Source organism: Bacillus sp. EB106-04-02-XG92, assembly GCF_058791995.1.
The window spans coordinates 329122-351044 of record NZ_JBYTEA010000004.1 but is presented as its reverse complement, the minus strand read 5'-3'; the positions used below and the strand labels follow the sequence as shown (position 1 = coordinate 351044).

The window sequence follows — 21923 nt, the reverse complement described above, 5'->3', positions numbered from 1 at the left end:
ATAAAGAAAAGTCATACTACATTTTATCTGTAGTATGGCTTATTACGGCGTTTGATTCTTTTTAATTAGTACAATAATTCAATTGTATTACTCCGAAAAAGAATGAACATTCCTAAACCAATTAGAACGATTGGAACGATAATATGACAATTTCTCTCAAGTACTTTAGCTAAAATAGGAGCTCTTATCAATTTGTAGCTAATTAAACACCATATTGCTATCATGCAATAAAAGATTACTAATGTAACAATATTGGCATTAAGATTTTGACTAGCAAACATTGGTATATAAATCGAAATATTATCAGCTCCATTAGCTAATGTAATTGAAGCTACTTTAAATATTGAACCAGAAGCGTTATCAATGACTTCGTTACTTTTATAAGAACGAAGTGACAATAGTCCTTTCACTCCCATATAAATGGGCACGAATCCTAATAATCCGATCCACGAAACAGGAATGAAAAAAGTGCTTAAAGAACCGATGATACTTAGAAAAATAATGAAACTAAACCCAAAATATTGCCCAATAATAATATAAAGTTGTTTCATTTTAGTTTTTCCTCGGACAGTTCTACCTTCTTTCTTAATTACTCCTGTCCTTACTTGTGAAAATAAAACAAGAAGTATAAAAATGTCATCAATATTTGTTGAAGTGAATGCGATAAAAGAAGAAATTATAGTTGTAGCCAATATAAGCCAACTACCTTTATAATAAAATAAGGGTGTACAAATGAATTGCATATCTAATAACAAAGGTGGTTAATATAGGTTTATAACATGATTTCAGTGCCTTTATAAAACAATATGAATATTTTACTAATCTGCTACTTATTGCTAAAGAAATAAATTACTTTATTACCTTTCAAATCCTTTTCACTTATTTTGTAATATAAAAAGAGCCCTATACAAGGACTCTTTTTAAAATTAGGCTACTTTCCGATATAAATGTCGTGTTTCTTTTTTGTTTTCTGCTTTTGGTGGACGAATTAGTATCGAAATAATGAAGGAAATAACGCTTAAAACACCGATTATAATAAAGGTCGGTTGAAATCCACCCAGTAATGCTCCAATGAACGCTCCTGCAAGTGCACCGAACCCGAAACCTTGATATACAATCCCATAATTTGTACTATGGTTTTTTAATCCGAAGAAATCTCCAACAATTGCTGGGAAGATTGTGATATTACCACCAAAGCAAAAGGCAACGCTTGCTACACAAGCGAAATAAATCCCGTAATTTAGTGGAATGAAACTTAAAGTAAAGACTGACAATCCAATAATAATAAACGTTGCAGAAACAATTTTCATTCGGCCAATTTTATCCGATAACGTTCCAAGAACGATTCTACCTACTGTATTAAAAATTGCAATCATTGCGACGGCATTAGCTGCAGTTGCTGCGCTAAGTCCAACGAGCTGCACTCCTATATCTTTTACCATGCCGATTAAATATAGACCGCCCATACACGATGTGAATAGCATAAAAAACAAAAGATATACTTGTTTCGTTTGCATCATTTCACGAGGTGTATAATCATTGTGTAAAGTTTCAGTTACAGTGTTACTTACTATTGCTTCACGTAAGAAGAACGATCCAGTTAATACTAAAAGTAAAACGATAATCCCCCAATATAAAAATGCTTGTGATACACCAAGACTATCGATAAGACTTCCGTTTATATATCTAAAGATTAAGCTGCCCATTCCATATGCAGAAACAGATATACCAGAAATAAGTCCTTTTCGATTTGGAAACCATTTAATTAAATTAGATAATGAAGTAATATAAGCAGTTCCATCGGCATAACCAACTACTACACCAGCTAATAAATATAGTAATGGTAAAGAAGAAACTTGTGAACTAAGTATTAAACCAAGTCCCAGCACAATCCCTGCAGTAGCGATGAGTTTTCGAAGCCCTAATTTTTGCTGTAACTTTCCTGCAAATAAGGTTGAAAATGATAAAGAAAAGCTTGTTATGGAGAAAGTTATTGCAACTGCATTGAGATTCCATCCAAACTTACTAACAAGGGGTTGATTAAATAAACTCCATGTATAAATTGTCCCAAGACCAATTTGAACAATGATTGTGCCTAGAACAATTAGTAACGGATTTATAGAGGTTTGTTTCATGCTAACTGTCCCCTTCTTTTATCATGACATGAATTTTCACAGTTAGTATATCCATCATAAGAAGCAAGATACTGCATGAAAAATGGAAATTGAATTCATGTACGCAAAAAGACACTCCATAATGAAGTGTCTTTCTGCAGGTTATATTAGACTTACTTAAAGAAAGCTTTGTTAAGATAAGACATTTTCAAATGCTAATGTATATAGAGTAACAAAAGATTTCAATCATGTGATGGGACTTAAGATGTATTTTTTATTCATCATATAGTCGGATGAATAAAAAATTAATATTCAATTTCATCAAAATCTTTCGGCTGCGGTACCGTTTGCATATTAGCCGCATCTTTCGGATCGCTATAAATTGCATTTTGTTCTGTATTTACATCTTTAATGTTTTGCTTTTTGTTTTTATTCATTTTATCTTTCACTTTCTCTCACTCCTTTTCATTATAGGAGTAATTATGCCCCATTACCGTTACGAAATGTATCCGCGACTAAATTGCTGAATTCACGTAAATAATATAAATAATTATCACCGCCGTAGTTATATCTTTTATTATACATTTTCGCAACAACTACATTATATTCAGGTATTACTAATATAGTTGGTCCGGTAATTCCTAATATTTGATACGATCCTTTTGGAACGCGTTCACCAAGCTCGCTTAAAAGCGCAGGTTCATTTTGAACGAACCAAAATAACCCGTTTTGTGGTAGTTCATTGTTTGTAAATGTTGGACTCTGTAAACTTGTCGCAATTTCTATCACTTCTTTTGGAACAATTTGTTTCCCATGCAGAACTATGATTTTCTTCTTTTATATTTTCTACCCAAGAAATTAACTTATCGTATGTATACAAATATATCCCCCTTAACACGAATAAAAAATTACAGCATGAAAGAAAAGTATAAAATAATATCTATACCTCTCTTTCATGTGAAATAGTATTGATGTTCTATACTTAAATGATCCACCAGTTCCAGCAGTTAAAACAACCGAAACAACCAGCGCATCCTACACAACGACCGCCACAACCTCCGCATCTTCCGCCACCACATCCACCACAGCGACCACCACAACCTCCGCATCCGCCACAACGACGTGCATCGTCTTGAATGTAATAGTACGGATATTGATTTTGTTGTAGTTGATCCCAATACACAACATTACCAGATTGATAATCATTAAGATTTAATGATTGTAGTTCTTGTTGAAACTGATTCATTACGAAACCCTCCATTTATAAAAATAAATTCCGTCCGAATGTTAAAGTTCATCTATTTTTGCAAACAAAGTAGAAATAAGGCTATAGACTAAATGCGTACATCAACAAAATATGAAATTACACTAGGTGATGTACCTTGTTTTTTAGCCTATTTTCTTAATTCCTTTTCGGTAGACGAATTTATTATTAATAGAGTTGTTTAAAAATTACTAATCCAACAGTTTAGTAGTTCATCGCTTAATTTTCTTTCTAGCAACTCTTTAACTGAAGGGGCTGGCATGATCTTATAAGTATTTAAAGATTCTTGAGTAAAATCTATCCAGTGAAACGCTAAATGAGACTCTTTAGATTTTGGTATGAAATCATTATGTAACTCTTGTGAATCTATTTCAAAAATGTGGTTAATTTCATGATGAAGAACTTCTCGGTCTTCCCATTTGTTTTCTATTACACCTAAAAATTGTTTTATACTACAGTTAACTCCGAGTTCTTCTCGCAATTCTCTTATTAATGCATTCTCAGCTGATTCGCCAACTTCAACGTGACCACCTGGTAAAAAATAATGATGGCCAATATATTCAGCCACTAACAATTTTTTATCCTTTATCAATACAGCTCGTACAATATGATGAAATTTATTTTTCAATTGTTATTCCTCCCAGTCATTTACTTTATATTTGATTAAAATAGTCATTTAATATCGGTATAATATAAATCATAGGGGTTTCATACGGATGAATTTCGTTAATCACTTCAAGTGCATCCTTTACAAAGTCCTGTTTACACTTTATTTCAATTTTACATTCTTGCCCTTCGCATATTTGACCAATTTCTCCGTTAAAAGGTGCTGCATCGTCTAACGGTCTCCAGTATCCTTTCACGGAACTATAGGAAAAACAATGGTCATATTTTCCTGTGTTACAAGCACCAATTCTATTTAGCTCATCCCGCAATATCTCAATGTATTCTTCAGGAATAAACACTTCGATTTTCACTTCCGAAAATTGCATCTTTCCTTTCACACCTTTACTTTATAATACTTAAACAAATAAACGATACACTTGCTCCCCATCATAATCATGTCCCAATGGTTGAAAACCGTAACGTTCATATAATTTCTTTGCAGAGAGATTATCTTTATGTACCGTTAACCTTATTTCTTTACAAGCCTTACATGTATTTTTTATTAAATAGACACTTTCCTGTAATGCCGCTTTTCCGTACCCATTCCCTTGCTGCTTTTGATCGATAATAAATCCATTTATCCAATACATATCTGTTGTCTCTTTTATAACAGCATGCATAACAAAACCAACCATTAGCTCGCCGTCGTATATCGCAAATGGTATGTATTCTACATTGTCACCATCTGGTTTTATATATACTTTAGCAAGTGAAACTGCTACAGTTGGTACAAATTTTCTTTGTTCTTCTTTAACTTGTAATTTTAGTGCATCTTCCCAATTTTCTCTCGTAACAATCTTTAACTGGATATTCAATATGGTAAGCTCCTTTATTAAGAGGATATATTTTTATATTCAACGTATTGAAACAAATCCCTGTTTCTTGATATAAGGAAATGGTTGAAGTATTACTTCTAAATAAAATCTATCCAGTTATATTATTGTACTTTTCACTTCGAGTATCTTTCTTTAGTGATACATGTGCAATTAAAACTCCAAGTATAGTAATTCCCCCGCCAATTATCGAAACAACAGTTGGTACTTCACCTAACCATATCCAAGCAATAAAACATGCAGTTACTGGCGTTAAATATAGAGAACTTGTTGCCTCAGCAGCACCAGCACGAGATATGATATAAGCTAATGCGATATATGGAAGTACTGTTGGGAATAAGCCTAAGTATAAAACACTCACATTCACTTCAAGAGGAGCTGCTAGTATTTCTTGATACAATCCCGGTAAGAAAATAAGCATACATACTGTACTAGATAAAATTGTATATATGGTAAATGGTAAGAAGCCGTACTTTTTTAAATAAGAAGTTTGGAAAACAAAATATAGGCTTTCTGAAATCGCTGCTAATAATATAAATAATCCTCCACTATTTAATTGCATAGTATCTCCTTGACTAAATGATATGAGAGCAATTCCTATAAAACTAATTACACCACCGACCCAACCATTTAATTTCATTTTTTCGTTCAAAAAAATAGAAGCAAGAATTGCCGTTACTATAGGTGTGACCGAAATAATTAAACTTGCAGAACCAGCATTTACTGTTTTTTCGCCGTAGTTTAATGCAATGTGATAAAAAGTGAATCCTAAAGCACCGAACATAAAAATTGCTGGGATATCCTTTAAATCTGGTAGTCGTAACTTGTAGATAAAAGAAAACAACAGAAGTAGAAATGAGGCGATTAATAAGCGTAGTAAAGTAAGATGTTCAGGTGTATAAGATTCAAGCCCCATACGAATTGCCGGAAAAGCAGTTCCCCATATAAGGATCGTAAATGTGTGTGCATATATAATGCGTAAATCCCATTTTTTATTATGCATGTTTTCTCTCCCTTTCTAATAAACCAACTATTTTTAAATTACCAATTATTTCTTTTCATCATATTTAATAGTTGTTACAATGTCTTCAACCAGTTATTTATCGTAAAAACCAACCACTTGACATTTTTAAAGTGAACGAGGGAGTTTTTTTTATGACAACGAATAAAAAACTGCCTAAATATAGGCAGGTAGTAGAATATATGAAAGAAAAAATCGAAAACGGAGAATGGCCTATTGGAAGTAAGATTCCTAGTCAACGGCAGTTAGCAAAACTATTTCATGTAAATCGAAGTACTGTAATAACCGCGCTAGATGAACTTATGGCAGATGGCTTAATTCAAGGACAAATTGGAGCAGGAACAATTGTGATGAATAATACTTGGTCGTTATTAGCGACGAATCCCCCGCCTGACTGGAGTGAATATGTAAAGGCTGGTATTCATAAACCTAGCAAGTTAATGGTACGAGAAATAAATGAAGCAGAGGCAAATAAAACACTTATCCATCTTAGTAAAGGTGAACTTGCTCCTGAACTTTTTCCGCTAAAAACTATGCAGTCCATTATGAAAAGTGTATGTGACGAATTAGATTATTTTGGATACGAAGAACAAAAAGGTTTTTTACCGTTACGTGAAGCAATTAGTAAATACGTAAAATCATTCGGAATACATGCATCAGCCAGTTCTATATTAATCGTTTCTGGTGCATTACAAGCATTGCAATTAATATCAATTGGTCTTTTGCATCGAGAATCAACTGTTTTACTTGAACAACCTTCTTACTTATATTCACTTCATGTATTTCAATCAGCAAATATAAATTTATCTGGTATAGCTATGGATCATCACGGTGTTTTACCTAACGAATTATTAAAACGTATTAAATATAGTCAAAAGAAAAACATTTTATATTCTATCCCTAGTTTTCAAAACCCAACAGGGGTATTAATGTCTAAAGGGCGAAGAAAAGAAATAATAAAAATATGCGAAAAGGAACAGTTACCTATTATTGAAGATGATATTTACCGCGAGTTATGGATTGATGAACCACCTCCAGCTCCTTTAAAGTCGCTAGATAAACATGGACATGTATTATATATTGGTAGCCTATCTAAAACACTTAGCCCAGGACTTAGAATTGGATGGATTGTTGGACCTGAACCAGTTATTGATAGATTGTCAGATATAAAAATGCAAACAGACTATGGATCGAGCTCTTTATCTCAAAGAGTTGCTGCTGAATGGATAAAAAAAGGTTTTTATGAAGAACATGTAGCAAACGTAAGAATTCAATTAAAAGAACGAAGACAAATCATGATACAAGCTTTAAATAAGTATTGTGTAGATGTTGCGGCGTGGGATATTCCTACTGGTGGATTTTTTATATGGCTAAAGGTTGTACCTAACATTCCGATGAAGAAATTATTTTCAGAGGCGCTATCAAAAGGAATTCTTTTAAACCCAGGACGTATTTATGAAGAAGAATCAAATCAATACATTCGTTTATCATATGGATATGCTTCTCCAGAGCAAATGACTAACGGGATTAAATTACTGAGTGAATTAATTCGTAAGCTAATGGCATAACAAAAACTCCTCTTTTATCTATAGAGGAGTTTTTGTGTATCTTATTTACCACAATCTCATTTCCTGCCCTAACAAAATAAGTTCCTCATAAGGATCTCCGTCAATATTTAATATTTGAGCAAAAGCAGGTTCTGTTTTCAAACCATTTTCTTTCAAGCGAATAATTTCTTCCCTTATATGGGGATGCTGCATTAATAGCATATGCTCTACTATCATATGTCTATATGCATTTTGATTACGCACTGGCTTAGGCTGAGCAAATAATTCAAATTCAAAACCTTCAAATTTAAAATTTACCTTTATCGATTCAGTATTTTTCATTTTTTTCTTTTTTATTTTGAACCCTTCATAAGAACCATATAAAGATCTCATTTCTTGTTCAAAAACATTAAAGTTATGTACTTCCATTACTATATCTAAGTCAGATTGAAGAGTATCAATTCTTATAGGGATTGTCCCACAAAGAACGGGACTATACAAAGCTAAATCCTCCATAATATTTAGTTTGTTCAAAACATCATATACCTGTTGTTGCTTGTCATTCCCTGATTGTAAATATGTAATAGATGTAAACATGGAAGTCTCTCCTTCATTTCACGTAATACGTGTCTCACTAAACTCAAGAAAAATTTGTCCGTTTCAACTTGTTCTTGTAGTACCTTCATTTCAATATATTAAAGTGAATAAACAATATGTTTCAACTTTTCTCCTATGCTGCAATACTATAAAAATAAAAAGGGAGGAATTATTATGAGCATTTTTAACATTCTTTTAACCATCCACATATTATTTGGAACGATATGTTTAATCACTGGGATAATAGCGATGGTTGCTCAAAAGAAGAAAGGTAAACATACGGAATGGGGTGAAGTATATCACGCATCCTATGTTGTTATCACCGTTACTGCCATTATACTATCCATTATAAACTGGGATAAAATCGCATATTTATTTTATGTAGCAATTTTCTCTTATTCATTTGCGATATATGGATACCTCGCACGAAAAAAACATTGGAAAAATTGGCTTCACCATCATATTAGAGGTATGTTAGGCTCTTATATTGGTGCTGTTACTGCACTTTTAGTAAATGTCGGTATTCATATTCCCTTAATTAATTTACTCCCACGTATATGGTTTTGGTTTTTACCTACATTAATCGGTATTCCTCTCGTAGTCAGTGTATCAAAAAAATATAAAAAGCGTAGTTAAAATCCATTAAATTTTCGTTACTTTCTGATGATTATTATGAAAAATCATACTCGATGTAATATTTTATTAACAAATTCAAAATCGCATTGCTTTAAGTTAGTCCCTTAGAGCTAAATAAAAAGAATCCAATAAAAGTATTGGATTCTTTTTCGGATTTCATTTCAATATCGGCTCTATGTATTCGTTGATGTTACCATCTGGATAACGAATTAGCATGGTATACTTGTGGGTACTTGTATTATCGGTTCAGTGATAATTACACCATATAGTTTAAGATTGTAATAATGATTGTAATCGATCCGGGTAATTCGTAAACATCCCGTCAACGCCCCATAAAAGTAAGTTTTTTATATTTTTTTCATTATCTACAGTAAATGGATGAACCTCTAATCCATATTTCTTTATTTTCTTTACATAAGTGGAATCAATATATTTATAGTTCATTCCAAGACCGATGCAGTATGTTTTATACTTTTTTATCTCTAATTCAGTTAATTGAACTGCCTTTTTGTAAGGTAATAATTGTACTAGCGGTAAAGTAACATCTAAACTATGAATTTTTTGCAGGCTTTCTTCACTAAATGATTGAATTATAACTTTATCATTTATTTCGTATTGCTTTATAATTTCTAGCAGCTTTTCTTCCATACCAGCATATTCATCTGGCGATTTTGTTTCAATATAATAGTTAGCATTATGCCCAAACGTTTCAATAATTTCTTCTAGTGTTGGGACTTTAGCATTTTCATATTCTTGCTTTGCTAAAGTTGGATACTTTTCATTAAAAAAAAACCTGCATTTAATTGCTTTATTTCTTCTAATGTATGTTCCTTAACTAGACCTGTACCGTTTGTAGTACGGTTTGCTGTTTCATCATGCATAGCTACTAAATGTCCATCTTTTGTCATTTGAAGATCAATTTCTATATAATCTCCTTTTAATTGTTGTCCTAATGTATAAGCTTGTATTGTATGTTCCGGCGCATACGCAGAAGCTCCTCTATGTGCAATGTTTTTTATATGATTTGATTGATTAATAGCTTTCGTGTATGTAAGTTCATTTACTTTATTTAAAACGAAAGTACCTATTACTATAAAGGTGCAAAGTATTGTAATAATATATATCTTTTTCATAATGATATATTAACTCCTACATGAAAGCAATTTGGATCGAATAATTTATTCAATTAAATGTCGATTTTCAAATACAGTCATTTGTCCAACAGATTGAAAACCAGCCTTTTTATAAATATTAATCCCATCAGGTGAAGCTTGTAATACGCATTGAGCAACATTTAATTTCTTTGCTTCCTGCAGCAAGTAATGAAACATAGTGGAGCCGAATCCTTTTCCTCTCATTTCTTCTTTCGTTGCTATATCATAAATACCAACACTATCTTTTGTACATACTAATGAACTGACCGATACGACTTCGTCTTTGTAAAGTCCTAAGTATAGTTTCATATTTCCACTATTCCATAAGTCGACAGAAGCAGTTTGATTGTAGAATGCTTGAACATGTATACCTTCCTCTGATGTACCAAATAGACTAGCTAATGCTTCTCCAAAATTTTTAATTTGTCCTGGTGAAAAGGCTTTTTGAATCTTAAAATCTTTTGGCATATTTATTGTTGGATGTATTGTTTTTAAGTTTGCTACCATCGCGATATTTTGTTCTGCTTCTTTTAAGCCAATTTTTATTAATTCACTTTTTATAATCTTCTCTTTCCTATCATCCCAAAACCAAACACTCATTGGAAATTTCTTTTGATTATAGTTGTTTACCACTTTATATAATTTCTCAATACCTTCCGATAAATCATTGTTTAATAAAGTAATGATATTAAATGTATCTGTAGGTAAACCACAGTCAACAGCAATATAGTCCTTCGTTTCTTTTACATTCATTCCATGTAACTGCCGCGCAATATATGACGTTTTATATGTAAAATTATCTATTAATAACTGTTTATAATTCATTCATTTTTCTCCTTTCATAAAAATTTGCATTCAAATTGTTCAGTATTAAATATAACATATAAGAAATGTACCTATTTCTATAAAAATAGCTCTATAAATCACTCTTTACGCTCTAAAAGAATTAAAAATGATATAACGTTGTCGGAATGAAAAAAGTGGTATATAATAAATATTAACATTACTAGTAATTATTTTAGGTATTCCTAGAATAAAGGAGCGATACATATGAAAATTACTATTTATTTCGGAAGTCATGAAGATCAAGATGTTCGTACTATGGACTGTCATTTAGATGTAGAAGATACTGAAGAGATCGTTTCTGTATCATAATATAAATAGTTGGGATGAACCCTCTTCCCTACTGCATTTAAGGCACCTTTTACAGGTGTCTTTTTTGTTGTTTTTTCGTCAAAAACCCTTTACTTTAGAGCGTTTTAATAGTAAAATATAAATATACGAACAAACGTTCTTTTTATTTTAATTGTACATGAAGGGATGATTTTTACAATGGCTCAAGCAAAGCGCAGAGGAAGAAAAAAGCAAACACCTATTATTTCAAATACAGGCTTTATCGGCTCTGTCTTTATTGATACATTGGAGTTACAAAAGAAATCCTATTATTTCGCTCGTAAAAAACTTCAAATTGTTCATCACGTACTAGATGGTCTCTCTGGGGCAACAAGTTCTCTATTTAAAGAACATAACATTTCAGCATACATGTCATGTGTGTATTTACATAAACAAAAGAAAATAGGCTTTGTTCTTTCAACGAAACCATTTGAACAAAGTGATGGTGTTGCTTATTTTGTAAATTATTTAATCGAAAAGAATTTTTACGGTAACGAAGAAGTGGAATATCAAGAAGTATTTAATACAGGTTTTATCGGTGTTGTATTCGCTGATTTATGTAGCATAGATCGTTTTAATTTCGAGTTTGAAATGGGTATGTTAACGAAATTAATGAAAGATATGATTATTCCGGTTAAAGAACTCTTTTTACGCCACAATGTACCGGCCTACATCTCCACTTCTCATTTAGAGGAACAAAATAAATTAGGTTTCGTTCTATCTGTAAAACCATATGATGAACGTGCAGAAGCAGATTTATATTTTGAAGCGTATTTAAAAGAACGCGGGTTATTTATTGGCGATGAAGAAGATGATATTGATAAGATCGTTATTAGAAAAACAGCTGAATTACGATAAAAAAGCGCAGGATGATAATCCTGCGCTTTTTCGATATTATTTAATTACGTTCAATACTATACCCTTTTGAATGAATTTCTAAATTCAACTTATTTGAATAAACTTTATTCAAAATAAGAAATACGATGCCCCCTCCAATTGGAATCGTGTAGGCTGGAATATGATTTAATAATAGACCTGATAATACCAGTGCTATCGGCTGCATCATTTTACCTATACTTAATCCAATACTAAGCACTCTACCCCTATATTCATCCGGAATCTCTTTTTGCATAAAATAAATTAAAGGGATATCGATGAATGCTATCGTTAGCCCTACAAAGAACATAATAGCGCAATACATAGTAACAAATATAATATTATTTACCTCAATACTTTTGAATAAAATAGGAATACCTGAAACTATCATAAAAATCGCCAACATAAAACTTATTTTTTTCAATAAATAGGCGTAAGAATAACGATCAGTTATCTTTTTTACTAATACTGCACCAACTATCATACCTATCGGAAAAGTCCCTTGAATCATACCAAATTGTTTAGAACTAAGATTGAGAACTGTGTTAATAATATATGGCAATGGAACAGTTACAGAAAAACCTAAGAAGAAATTAAGGGAAATTAATATATTAAACGTATTCTTTAAACTTTCCCTCTCTATTAAGTAAGAGTATCCCTCTTTAATATCTTTAATAAAATGAATTTCTCTAATAGAATATTCCTCATTTATGTTTTTCTCGAACAATTTAAAGTTAATAACTAATATGGATATACCCGAAAGAATAAATGAAATACCGTTTATAATGATAAATGTATTAATATCAAAGACTGCAAAAACAATTCCCCCTAGCATAGGGCCTAGAATTAAAGATATGGAATCGATAATTTTACTTATAGAGTTAATACTCATAAGCCTCTCTTTAGAGACGATATTAGGTTTTGCAGCTTCTAATCCTATTCCAAAAAAGGTTGTAAATACTGTCATAAGAAAGGTTGTAGTATAAATAAAGGATAAGTTTAATCCATAATAGCTGCTTAATATATAAACAGCTATTAATAAACATCCACTTAGTAAATCCATACAAACAACTAGTTTCTTTTTATCAACCTTATCAGCAATGACACCAGCAAATGGATTCATAATAATCATTGGAATCGTACCTAATATGAGCGTAATCGCGAAATTTAATGCGGACCCAGTTATTTGTAAAACATATAATCCTAATGCGAAACTATAAATAGAGCTACCGAATATTGATACTGTTTTTGCAATTGAATATAAAAAAATGTTTCTAAGTTCTTGTTTGCTTTTTTTATTTTCTATATGTAATCGTAAACCGCCCATAACATTTCCCTCGCTTTTCTTTGTATTACATATAGTGTAAGGTCTCGGGTTAACCCAATATCAATATGTACAATTTGAAAAGTTTTAAGGAGAAATAAATAAAAGATGGGGCTAACCCCATCTTTTATCAACTGTGGTTTTTTACGTCTCTCTGCAATGATAGAAATAAAATGATTGCTATAAAAGACTTAGGATTATATATACGAATGCTAATTTTTTATTGAAATATAAAAAGTAATATGGTATCTTCTATTACATTGATTAATTACATATGAGAATCATGTATAACTCCAAGAATATGGCTTGGGGGTCTCTACCAGGAACCAATAACTCCTGACTACAAAATGCGTATTATAGCGTTTGTAGTCAGGAGTTTTTTTGTTCTAAGGTAAATAATGACGAGAAGGGATTACAAAAAATGAATTTCAAAGTATTTATATTAGCTTTAGCAACAATAGCAGTAGGTCTTGTAGAGCTTATTGTTGGAGGAATATTGCCAGACATCGCAAAAGATTTTAATGTTTCATTAAGTTCCGCCGGTCAATTAATTACAATTTTTGCCTTTACTTATGCAATAGCAGGTCCTGTATTATTAATTTTCACAAATAAAGTGGAAAGAAAAAAATTGTATATTATTTCACTTTACATTTTTCTAATTGGTAATATACTTACGTATTTCAGTCCGAACTTTACTTTTATGATGATAGCAAGAGTTTTAACTGCTATGAGTACAGCTTTAGTTGTAGTACTTTCCCTTACAATTGCAGCAAAGATTGTTAATCCCTCTTACCGAGCAAAAGCATTAGGATTAATTTATATGGGTATTAGCTCTTCACTTGTTCTAGGAGTACCACTAGGCATATTAATTTCGAACACATTTGGCTGGAGAGTTATCTTTTTATGTATTGCTATTTTATCATTGGGATCTATCATCTTAATTTCAGTATTTTTAGAGAAAATACCTGGAGAGGAAAATCGAATTCCTTTATCTATTCAATTAAAGGCCGTTTGTAGTCCAAAACTAGGCGCTGCTCATCTAGCTACCATGTTTATGTTAGCTGGACACTATACTCTATATGCTTATTTTACTCCTTTTTTAGAAGATAAGTTCCACCTAAGCCCTTATTGGATTAGCATATTTTATTTAGTGTTTGGTATAGCTGCAGTAAGTGGCGGAGCGTTCGGCGGTGTTTTATCAGATAAAATAGGCGCTCCAAAAAGTATTGTGATAGTTATTACTTTATTTGCTCTAATCTTATTTATATTACCGTTTACGGCAGTTTCTATTATCCTATTTATTCCTGTTATGATAGTTTGGGCTGCATTGAGTTGGGGGCTTGCACCACCTCAACAAAGTTATTTAATCCAAACTGCCCCAGATACGTCAGATATACAGCAAAGTTTTAATAATTCAGCCCTACAAATAGGAATTTCACTCGGCTCTGCAGTTGGAGGTATAGCCTTAAAACAAGTACATAATGTCGCCAATATGGCCTGGGTTGGTGGATCTCTAGTTTTATTATCTTTAGGTTTGGCTATCTTTTCTCTTACTAGACATACACCGACAAGAGACTATCCAGTGAGTGCTAAATATGTAGATTAGCATTCTCCTTTTCTTTTAATCGCAAAAAGTATAAATCAACATAAAAAGTCCAGTTTTATAACCGGACTTTTTATGTTGAGGTTAACCTTATCTTTTTCCGAAAAATGAATATGTATAAATTTCTTCTCCTTTAACAAAGAAATCCTCGTACTTACCTCCTCGTTTCAAATAGTGTGAAGTACTTTCATCAATCGATTGAAACTGTAGATTTTGGATTTCTTTTGTTACTTTTGAAAGTGTAAAATTTGCTCGAAAGTTGTTTGTAATTTGGCTATTTGGGCTGAAATTTTTAAATAAAATAAATAGGCTTAATAAATAACAATCCGTTTTAAAAAGTGGATTTAATTCGTGAAGTAAAAAATTCTCATGCTCAAAACTATAATTGCTCGTACCAGAATGATCAATTACAATATCAACAGACTGATTCTGAATAGGGATGTTCAAAAAATCAGCACAGATAAAGAGAATATTTCTTTTCGGATTTCTACTTGCTAATACATCCTTTAAAAATAAAAGTTTATTAAAATCTCGATCCACTGCAATGTATAGGCAATCTTCTGGCAGTTCTTCATAAATGTTTCTCAAAAAGAACCCAAGTCCCGATCCTAAATCCAGTATTAATTTGTTATTTAAATCTAAATGTATTAGTTTCTTTTTCGCCCATTCCCCTTCTTTAAGCATATTTTCCAAATATGCATTATCAGTTTCATGAATATAATCCGAAATAGTATCTTCAAGTGACGTTCGCTCATTTGCTTTAAATGATTTACCAGCAGTTATAATTCCTGAGATAATAATATATTCTTCACCACAATTACAAATTAACTTCCCCTCAGTAATTTGATTGTTATTAATAATTCCATCTTGAAGAATTAGCTTTTTGCTACATCTAGAACATGTAAGCAAATGAAGTACGCTTAAATCTATCCCTATAATTGAATTAGAGATTTCACTTGTTAATAATAAATCATGTAACACTTCCTTTAATCTATCCCGTTTCTTCTCCAAAAGTTCTATTTCCTGTTCCAACTTGTCATATTTCAGTTTAAATAAAGACTGGTAAAAAGTATCTTTTTCGTAATTCATAGATTTCGCTAAATTTTTATAAAAAAATAGTTCTTTAATTTCATTCAAGCTAAACCCTAGCTCTTTGTAATGTAATATAAGTTTTAAATCTGTTTGACAATACTCATCAAAAAAATAATGCCCTCCCTTTTTTTCAGGAATAATGAGACCCAGGTCCATATAATGTCTAATTGTATCAATACTTATGTTATTTAATTCTCCAAATTTACCTATTTTCATAGCATCACTACCATTTATATATTTTTTTATATAGATTTCTATTTTTATATTTAAAAACCCTTTAAACTTTCTAAACAACATTATTTACGATATGTATAGGATATTTGAATGTCACTTATTTTATAGGTGTATAATCCTTTTATTTAATTAAATTGCCATCGCATAGAATATACAGGAATTTATAACTTAATATAGAAAATAAAAAGGAGACGTTTATATTCTAAATAAGGGGACATACATACGGAATGAGGGATTAGAAAATGAAAATTGCAATAGTCTGTTTCGATAACTTTACTGATATAGATGTTTTTTTACCATGGGATTTATTAAATCGTGTACGTTTAGTTGGCGGTATTTCTGATTGGAACGTTCAACTATTAGGAACGGAAAAAACTCATATATCTATGTCTGGCTTACGTATTCCTATGACAGGAAGCATATCTCATATTCCTACTGCTGACGCAGTAATATTTGCAAGCGGTAAAGGTGTACAAGATTTATATAAAAACGAAGAATATATTAATAGCATTCATGTAGATCCCCAAAGACAATTAATAGGATCTATGTGTTCTGGTTCATTACTACTAGGAGCTAAGAAATTGCTAACAGGTAAAAAAGCAACTACATATCCATCCGCAGTAGAACAGCTTAAAGAATTTGATGTGGACGTTATTGAACAAAGTTTCGTGAACGAAGGAAATATCTCGACTGCTGCAGGCTGTTTTGCTGCTCAAGATCTTTCAGCTTGGATTATAAGAACCTTAATCAATGAAAAAATGGTCGATGCTGTTCTAGAAACTGTTCAACCAGTAGGCAAAGGTTTATATTTTTAATTTCAAATCAAGTAGAGGGATTGGTTACTCCCCAAAACGATAAAATGAGCTTTTTTGATTGATGGCGACGTAATATGCCTCCAATTTTACTTTAATTATTTAATTAAATAAAAAAAACCCGCGAATCATTCACGGGTTTTCTGCTTAATAACTAATTGCTATTGTACCTTCACCTGCATGAACTGCAAATGAAATTGGTAATGGGTATAATTTGAAATCCATTTCAGGGAATGCTTGTCTAATATCTGCAATCCATTCTTCAGCTCCATCTTTATCGTTAGCATGGAACATATGAAGTACTTTTGGTAATTCTTTTTCAAGTTCATTTTTAATATATTCTCGACATTTTTGGATTTTACGAACTTTCTTTTCAAGTAAAAGCTCTCCACCTTTTACTTCTAATATTAAGTTAACACTTAATAAACTTCCAAGTAAAAATTGAACGCCTTTTACACGTCCACTTGCGTAAAGGCCTTTTAAACTTTTCGGGAATACGTGGAAAGGTCTTCTTTTTTCATCTACTAATGTTTTGTGTATATCTTGTAAAGTCATACCATCATTGTATAACGATTTCGCTTTTCTAATTAGTTCATCCATTGGATAACTTGTTGTTTCGCTATCTAATACCGTTAATGGGAAACCTGCCATTTCTGCCGCTAACTTCATGTTTTGATAGGTTCCACTTACTTTTCCGCTAATAGCAACTGCAAATCCCTCTTCATATTCTTCTTTGCATTTTGAAAATAAATCTACCATTTCCCCTATGTTAGGTTGTGATGTAGTGACAGTTTTACCTTCGTTCAAAGCATTATAAACGCGTTCACGCACACCTTCTTCACAATCTTTGTACGACACACCATCAATAATAACTTCAATTGGGATAACAAAGTTATCTCCTTCTGTTTTAAAACTCGCAGTTGTACTATCAGTAATCCAAGCAACACGCTTCATGTTGTTCCTCCCTTAATTCAATTCCTCTTTTCTGACTTTTCTATATATTTATGTTACGAAAAGAGAATATCCCTGTAATAGTAACAGGACTTTATTGTTTTGGCTATAGTTGATGCATATTAAATGTGAATATTTTTTGTCATTTACACGAAAAAAGAAGAAAACGATAGTATTTGTCCAATTTTCTTCTTATCATACATTATTTAAAAGTTTCATTATCTAAAATTACAACATAATCATTCGTCAATCGACCTGCTTCCTTCGTATAACTAACAAGTCTTTGTACGTTATCACAGCTAAGTTTTGCTCCCCATATGAGTAATGGTACACCTATAAAGTCAAGGTGGAACCTTCTTGAAAACAGTCCACCGAAAGTCATTGGTAAAGGAACTGTTGGTGATGTATTAGAAAAAACAATCTTTTCCTGATTTTGATAATGTTTTTGCAGAATCTCTCCTAAATGCTTCATCGCAGGTACCACGACTTTTGATGCACCGCATCCAATTGTATAAACTGGATTACTATTTTCATCTATTCCATGAAAAATAATTTTCCCCATATCTTCTGTTTTTAATTTATTAAAGTACTCTACATTCAAAATTTCTTCTTTCGTTAACTTACGATCAGTTGGTAATTTATTTAAATGATAAGCTGCAGCGAGTGCAGTTGAATGAGTTCCACCGAAATCTGTGTAAATGAATATCATATTATCATCCCTTGTTGTAAATGTTCAATGTTATTTAGTATTACCGTTCACGGCGCTGTTAAACAATGGATGAATACTTTCATGTTTTTTGTATTAATTCATTATATTTTTTCCAAATATAATATCTTCTACTAATTACAGTACCTAATGTGATACATAAAAAGGTATTTGTTACAACCATTAATGTATAGTGAGTACTGCCAGAAAACATACTTTGTTTAATCAAAACCTTCGTACCTAGAATAGCAAGTAGAATAATTGTACTTAACCAATTTCCTTTTCTTAATACATGACCTGTTTCACTATCTAATCGAAATGTTAAAACTTTTCCCCTAATTACTCCAAGACCCAATCCAATCCCTAGCATTACAATGAATAATAATACTTTCGATATAGTTAATTGTCCCATATGAATAATAGACTGGATTGTCACAAAGCACAGCAAAGCCGGAATGAGCCAAATACGATTAATATTCACTTTATATTCTTTACCTTGCATTAGTATGATTATAAAAACAACAAGTAGAATAACAAATAGAATTTCCATTTAGAGTCCTCCTGTTTACTTGTTTAAATTTGAAAATTATATTCGCTTCTTTTTATTCCATACTTTAAATAAACTAGCTACTAAAAATCATAAAATATAGAATGTGATTCCCATCAGTTTTAAGCGTTATTTATACAAAAAAGACGCACAAATAAATAGTACGTCTTTTTTGCATTTATTAGTGCATTCATAAATTCTTTTAACCTTATGAAAAAGAGTTTTCTAATTCTTTCATTATTTTTTCGGGTCCTGTCCCTTTATTTGACGGGATAACTAATGTAATTCCTAAGTATGGATACACAGCCGAGCGAAAACTGACTCCTGGATCATATCCCATTACATGATATTTGAATCTCTTGTTTTCTCTTGTTTCAATCCATATTCCATAGCCGTAAGACTGATTATTATTCACTTGAATATGTGGGGTTAAAAGTATCTTTGTATATTCTCGGCTTACGATTTCATAGTTAAACAACGCTTCCCAGAACTTCAGCATGTCTGGCGCAGTAATAAAAGCACCACCATCAGAGCCTCCTATTATTGGTAAAGAGTAGATGTTTGTCCTCCAATTTTGGTTAATTTCATCTTTTATATATCCAAGAGCTGTTTGCCTTGGTAATGTATCTAAAGAAAAATAGCCAGAATCATTCATACCAATTGGTTTAAATATGTTTTTTTCTATATACTCCGTAAATGTAAGTCCTGTCTGCTCTTCGATTATTAATCCCAGTATAATAAAACCTGCATTATTGTAGTAAAACTTACTTCCAGGTGCAAACATCATATTTCTGTTTTGGAATAATGGTAAGAAGTCTTTTAAACTTTTTAAAAGATACATAGGTGTTTGTTTCCATAGATCTTCGAAGTTATCCATAATACTTTCATCAAAATAATCTGGAATACCCGAACTATGCGTCAAAAGGTGATGTATTGTAATATCTTCATTAAAGTTTGGAAAGTTTATACTTAAACACTCTTTTAACTTTGTTTGAAAAGTAATTACTCCATTTTCAACAAGTTGACATATACCGATAGCAGTGAATATTTTACAACCGGAGGCAATTCCGAACTTTGTTTGTAGCGTATTGTTTATACATTCATTTCGATTTGCGTAACCAAAGGCCTCTTCATAGGCTATGCCTTTTTCTTCTTTCACTAAAATTACCCCAGAGAAATCTATACGTCGATGTATTTCTTTTACAATGCTCTCTATTTGATCTTTTGTTTTCATTACAAAAATCATCCTCTTTTATCAATAATTGTTCACCCTTCTTATATTTCCATATATAGGAGGGTGAACCCTCCTATTGAATACCGTAAATCAAAACCAAGAGAACTATTTTGAATTAATTGACTCCGAGGAATGCACTTTAGATTGTGATGGCAATAAAGTAAACACACACAATATGATAGTAATAAGTAGCATTACGAATGATCCTACGATAACGACAAGTTGTATAGAAATAAATTGAGTAGCAACTCCGAACAATATCGTAATTAAAATGGTGATGCTAGCAATCACAAGCCCATATATACTCCCAATCCGTCCCATCATATGGACAGGGACATTATTTTGATAAAAGGTGCTAAATCCTGTATTTGCATATGCCATAGAGAAAGATAAAATAAAGAATCCGATAGTAGCTATTAAAAAGTCATTTGAAAAAGCATAAATTAAATAACCGATTGCGATAAATAATGATCCTATTCCAATTAAAAATGAAGGTGTTAATCTTTTTGATAATATTGTATTTGTTATGGCTCCTAAAATAAAACCGGCTCCAGCAATACTAACTAAAAAGCCATATTCACTATCTGTTAACAATAAAACTTCTTTCGCAAATGACAATTCAAGTGAATCAGTTGCGGTAGCTAATACCATCATTCCTTGAAATAAGAAGTACACAAAAACGATATACAAAGATTTTTTACTGAAATTTAAAACGATTTTCCAATCTTTTATTAATGCAGCTAAAGATAACTTATCATTTGACGTAGTAATATCGGATTTTTTATCAAGATTAGGTAACAGTAATGTTATTACTCCTGATAAGAGAAATGCTATAGCATTCATATATATTGCAAACTCCGCTGTACTTGCTATTAACAATACTCCCGCTATCGCTGGACCAATTAAAGATGCACCAGATCCTATTAAACTACGTAATGCGTTGAAACGTTGTCTTTGCTCTACTGGTATTAATTTCGTCATATACGTCATAGCAGTTGGCTCATAAATTGCACTAGCCATACTAATAAAGAATACGAACACATAAACAATCCAAAGTGATGGAAGTAAAGGTAAAATAGCGATAAATACCGCACGATATATATCTAGGTGAATCATTAACTTCCGTTTATTTAAACGATCAATCATACTTCCTGACCATGCGTTTGTAAATAAAGCGGCTAATGGTTTAATTACATATAAAGTAGCAACAGCTAAGGCTGATCCTCCCATATGATAGACAAGTACATTCAGTGCTATTAAGTAAATCCACGCTCCTAAATTCGCAATTCCAACTCCAGACAGTAGTAATAAAGGATATTTCCAATCTTTAAGTAAGTTTTTCATTTTAGGCCCCCGCTTTCTAAATTGTATTTAAACAATAAAAAAATCCCACCCCCAAGACTTTTTGTCTTAGGGACGAGATTTATCATCGCGGTGCCACCCTAGTTTGTTAATATGTCGCCATATTAACCTTATCAGGTACTGCATTGTAAATCATGCTTATACCATAGCTCTATAACGGGAGCTCCCGTCACACCA

At 31.8% G+C, this 21923-nt stretch carries 22 protein-coding genes, 2 pseudogenes, 1 riboswitch and 1 other annotated feature (1 of these 26 running past the window's edge); of the genes and pseudogenes, 5 read left to right on the top strand and 19 right to left on the bottom strand.

The genetic code is table 11. The annotated features are described in order from the left end of the window. Nucleotides 1-65: 65 nt before the first annotated feature. The 9 genes and pseudogenes from AC3WVA_RS13265 to AC3WVA_RS13225 form a co-directional block, all read right to left on the bottom strand. On the bottom strand, nt 66-692 hold the full coding sequence (locus tag AC3WVA_RS13265) for a cadmium resistance transporter (RefSeq protein WP_048525724.1): 627 nt from the start codon (nt 690-692) through the stop codon (nt 66-68). Between the two features lie 234 nt (nt 693-926). Further along, the gene (locus tag AC3WVA_RS13260; protein ID WP_071759349.1) at nt 927-2135 is read right to left on the bottom strand and encodes an L-lactate MFS transporter; all 1209 of its coding nucleotides are present in this window, start codon (nt 2133-2135) and stop codon (nt 927-929) included. 284 nt (nt 2136-2419) lie between these two features. Further along, nucleotides 2420-2563, bottom strand: coding sequence for a hypothetical protein (locus AC3WVA_RS13255; RefSeq protein WP_000653369.1), 144 nt, complete (start codon nt 2561-2563; stop codon nt 2420-2422). 31 nt (nt 2564-2594) lie between these two features. Next, a pseudogene (locus tag AC3WVA_RS13250) lies at nt 2595-2936 on the bottom strand (penicillin-binding protein); the annotation flags it as partial. A gap of 160 nt (nt 2937-3096) precedes the next feature. Further along, nucleotides 3097-3360: a heterocycloanthracin/sonorensin family bacteriocin gene (locus AC3WVA_RS13245; protein ID WP_060486806.1), complete on the bottom strand. Its 264-nt coding sequence runs from the start codon at nt 3358-3360 to the stop codon at nt 3097-3099. 199 nt (nt 3361-3559) lie between these two features. After that, nucleotides 3560-4006, bottom strand: coding sequence for an NUDIX domain-containing protein (locus tag AC3WVA_RS13240; RefSeq protein WP_098344428.1), 447 nt, complete (start codon nt 4004-4006; stop codon nt 3560-3562). Nucleotides 4007-4031: 25 nt separating this feature from the next. Next, entirely contained in the window at nt 4032-4370 is a 339-nt protein-coding gene (cutA, locus tag AC3WVA_RS13235) for a divalent cation tolerance protein CutA (protein ID WP_098344429.1), read from the bottom strand. A gap of 30 nt (nt 4371-4400) precedes the next feature. After that, nucleotides 4401-4859, bottom strand: coding sequence for a GNAT family N-acetyltransferase (locus tag AC3WVA_RS13230; protein WP_098344430.1), 459 nt, complete (start codon nt 4857-4859; stop codon nt 4401-4403). A 109-nt stretch (nt 4860-4968) separates the two neighbouring features. Beyond that, entirely contained in the window at nt 4969-5880 is a 912-nt protein-coding gene (locus AC3WVA_RS13225) for a DMT family transporter (protein ID WP_098520657.1), read from the bottom strand. Between the two features lie 152 nt (nt 5881-6032). Here AC3WVA_RS13225 and pdxR point away from each other — a divergent pair, with 152 nt between their 5' ends. Continuing rightward, nucleotides 6033-7466, top strand: coding sequence for a MocR-like pyridoxine biosynthesis transcription factor PdxR (pdxR, locus tag AC3WVA_RS13220; protein ID WP_195756387.1), 1434 nt, complete (start codon nt 6033-6035; stop codon nt 7464-7466). A gap of 45 nt (nt 7467-7511) precedes the next feature. Here the strand turns inward: pdxR and AC3WVA_RS13215 are convergent, their stop codons facing one another. Next, complete coding sequence (locus AC3WVA_RS13215; protein WP_098880893.1) at nt 7512-8042, bottom strand: DUF4269 domain-containing protein; 531 nt, start codon at nt 8040-8042, stop codon at nt 7512-7514. A 174-nt stretch (nt 8043-8216) separates the two neighbouring features. Between AC3WVA_RS13215 and AC3WVA_RS13210 the strand changes: the two genes are divergently transcribed. Then, nucleotides 8217-8678, top strand: a complete 462-nt coding sequence (locus AC3WVA_RS13210) for a DUF2306 domain-containing protein (protein WP_098344434.1) — start codon at nt 8217-8219, stop codon at nt 8676-8678. A gap of 270 nt (nt 8679-8948) precedes the next feature. Here the strand turns inward: AC3WVA_RS13210 and AC3WVA_RS13205 are convergent. Together AC3WVA_RS13205 and AC3WVA_RS13200 are read right to left on the bottom strand one after the other, a co-directional pair. After that, nucleotides 8949-9811: pseudogene (locus AC3WVA_RS13205) on the bottom strand (glycerophosphodiester phosphodiesterase). Between the two features lie 45 nt (nt 9812-9856). Continuing rightward, nucleotides 9857-10657 (bottom strand): GNAT family N-acetyltransferase, encoded by an 801-nt coding sequence (locus AC3WVA_RS13200; RefSeq protein WP_098344435.1) that lies wholly within the window; start codon nt 10655-10657, stop codon nt 9857-9859. A 507-nt stretch (nt 10658-11164) separates the two neighbouring features. Here AC3WVA_RS13200 and AC3WVA_RS13195 point away from each other — a divergent pair. Continuing rightward, on the top strand, nt 11165-11863 hold the full coding sequence (locus AC3WVA_RS13195) for a hypothetical protein (protein ID WP_097853067.1): 699 nt from the start codon (nt 11165-11167) through the stop codon (nt 11861-11863). 40 nt (nt 11864-11903) lie between these two features. Here the strand turns inward: AC3WVA_RS13195 and AC3WVA_RS13190 are convergent, their stop codons facing one another. Continuing rightward, nucleotides 11904-13208, bottom strand: coding sequence for an MFS transporter (locus AC3WVA_RS13190; protein WP_492321989.1), 1305 nt, complete (start codon nt 13206-13208; stop codon nt 11904-11906). A gap of 260 nt (nt 13209-13468) precedes the next feature. Next, nucleotides 13469-13568: riboswitch (purine riboswitch) on the top strand. A gap of 58 nt (nt 13569-13626) precedes the next feature. Between AC3WVA_RS13190 and AC3WVA_RS13185 the strand changes: the two genes are divergently transcribed. Then, the gene (locus AC3WVA_RS13185) at nt 13627-14811 is read left to right on the top strand and encodes an MFS transporter (RefSeq protein ID WP_492321988.1); all 1185 of its coding nucleotides are present in this window, start codon (nt 13627-13629) and stop codon (nt 14809-14811) included. 87 nt (nt 14812-14898) lie between these two features. Here the strand turns inward: AC3WVA_RS13185 and AC3WVA_RS13180 are convergent, their stop codons facing one another. Then, entirely contained in the window at nt 14899-16116 is a 1218-nt protein-coding gene (locus tag AC3WVA_RS13180; RefSeq protein ID WP_098520695.1) for a MerR family transcriptional regulator, read from the bottom strand. A 260-nt stretch (nt 16117-16376) separates the two neighbouring features. On the opposite strand from AC3WVA_RS13180, the gene AC3WVA_RS13175 reads away from it, so the two are divergent. After that, nucleotides 16377-16949, top strand: a complete 573-nt coding sequence (locus AC3WVA_RS13175; protein WP_098344437.1) for a DJ-1/PfpI family protein — start codon at nt 16377-16379, stop codon at nt 16947-16949. A 144-nt stretch (nt 16950-17093) separates the two neighbouring features. On the opposite strand, the gene AC3WVA_RS13170 is transcribed toward AC3WVA_RS13175, so the two are convergent. The 5 genes from AC3WVA_RS13170 to AC3WVA_RS13150 all read right to left on the bottom strand — a co-directional run bounded on the left by AC3WVA_RS13170 (nt 17094) and on the right by AC3WVA_RS13150 (nt 21728). Continuing rightward, the gene (locus AC3WVA_RS13170; protein WP_078186995.1) at nt 17094-17900 is read right to left on the bottom strand and encodes a DegV family protein; all 807 of its coding nucleotides are present in this window, start codon (nt 17898-17900) and stop codon (nt 17094-17096) included. 199 nt (nt 17901-18099) lie between these two features. Then, nucleotides 18100-18606, bottom strand: a complete 507-nt coding sequence (locus tag AC3WVA_RS13165) for a DUF3189 family protein (RefSeq protein ID WP_098344438.1) — start codon at nt 18604-18606, stop codon at nt 18100-18102. Nucleotides 18607-18685: 79 nt separating this feature from the next. Beyond that, a complete protein-coding gene (locus tag AC3WVA_RS13160; protein ID WP_429604022.1) occupies nt 18686-19153 on the bottom strand; it encodes a DUF1453 domain-containing protein in 468 nt (155 codons plus the stop codon). A 205-nt stretch (nt 19154-19358) separates the two neighbouring features. Then, a complete protein-coding gene (locus tag AC3WVA_RS13155; protein WP_429604024.1) occupies nt 19359-20384 on the bottom strand; it encodes a serine hydrolase domain-containing protein in 1026 nt (341 codons plus the stop codon). Between the two features lie 105 nt (nt 20385-20489). Further along, on the bottom strand, nt 20490-21728 hold the full coding sequence (locus tag AC3WVA_RS13150; protein ID WP_429604025.1) for an MFS transporter: 1239 nt from the start codon (nt 21726-21728) through the stop codon (nt 20490-20492). A 65-nt stretch (nt 21729-21793) separates the two neighbouring features. After that, nucleotides 21794-21923 (bottom strand) — a binding site (T-box leader); it runs 129 nt beyond the window's last position.

Bases quoted from the DNA above. Each gene is read 5' to 3' on its own strand.
- AC3WVA_RS13155 (WP_429604024.1), bottom strand. From the start codon at position 20,384: ATGAAAACAAAAGATCAAATAGAGAGCATTGTAAAAGAAATACATCGA.
- AC3WVA_RS13210 (WP_098344434.1), top strand. From the start codon at position 8,217: ATGAGCATTTTTAACATTCTTTTAACCATCCACATATTATTTGGAACG.
- AC3WVA_RS13150 (WP_429604025.1), bottom strand. From the start codon at position 21,728: ATGAAAAACTTACTTAAAGATTGGAAATATCCTTTATTACTACTGTCT.
- AC3WVA_RS13215 (WP_098880893.1), bottom strand. From the start codon at position 8,042: ATGTTTACATCTATTACATATTTACAATCAGGGAATGACAAGCAACAA.
- AC3WVA_RS13260 (WP_071759349.1), bottom strand. From the start codon at position 2,135: ATGAAACAAACCTCTATAAATCCGTTACTAATTGTTCTAGGCACAATC.
- AC3WVA_RS13195 (WP_097853067.1), top strand. From the start codon at position 11,165: ATGGCTCAAGCAAAGCGCAGAGGAAGAAAAAAGCAAACACCTATTATT.
- AC3WVA_RS13200 (WP_098344435.1), bottom strand. From the start codon at position 10,657: ATGAATTATAAACAGTTATTAATAGATAATTTTACATATAAAACGTCA.
- AC3WVA_RS13185 (WP_492321988.1), top strand. From the start codon at position 13,627: ATGAATTTCAAAGTATTTATATTAGCTTTAGCAACAATAGCAGTAGGT.
- AC3WVA_RS13225 (WP_098520657.1), bottom strand. From the start codon at position 5,880: ATGCATAATAAAAAATGGGATTTACGCATTATATATGCACACACATTT.
- pdxR (WP_195756387.1), top strand. From the start codon at position 6,033: ATGACAACGAATAAAAAACTGCCTAAATATAGGCAGGTAGTAGAATAT.
- AC3WVA_RS13160 (WP_429604022.1), bottom strand. From the start codon at position 19,153: ATGGAAATTCTATTTGTTATTCTACTTGTTGTTTTTATAATCATACTA.
- AC3WVA_RS13175 (WP_098344437.1), top strand. From the start codon at position 16,377: ATGAAAATTGCAATAGTCTGTTTCGATAACTTTACTGATATAGATGTT.
- cutA (WP_098344429.1), bottom strand. From the start codon at position 4,370: ATGCAATTTTCGGAAGTGAAAATCGAAGTGTTTATTCCTGAAGAATAC.
- AC3WVA_RS13190 (WP_492321989.1), bottom strand. From the start codon at position 13,208: ATGGGCGGTTTACGATTACATATAGAAAATAAAAAAAGCAAACAAGAA.
- AC3WVA_RS13245 (WP_060486806.1), bottom strand. From the start codon at position 3,360: ATGAATCAGTTTCAACAAGAACTACAATCATTAAATCTTAATGATTAT.
- AC3WVA_RS13180 (WP_098520695.1), bottom strand. From the start codon at position 16,116: ATGAAAATAGGTAAATTTGGAGAATTAAATAACATAAGTATTGATACA.
- AC3WVA_RS13165 (WP_098344438.1), bottom strand. From the start codon at position 18,606: ATGATATTCATTTACACAGATTTCGGTGGAACTCATTCAACTGCACTC.
- AC3WVA_RS13170 (WP_078186995.1), bottom strand. From the start codon at position 17,900: ATGAAGCGTGTTGCTTGGATTACTGATAGTACAACTGCGAGTTTTAAA.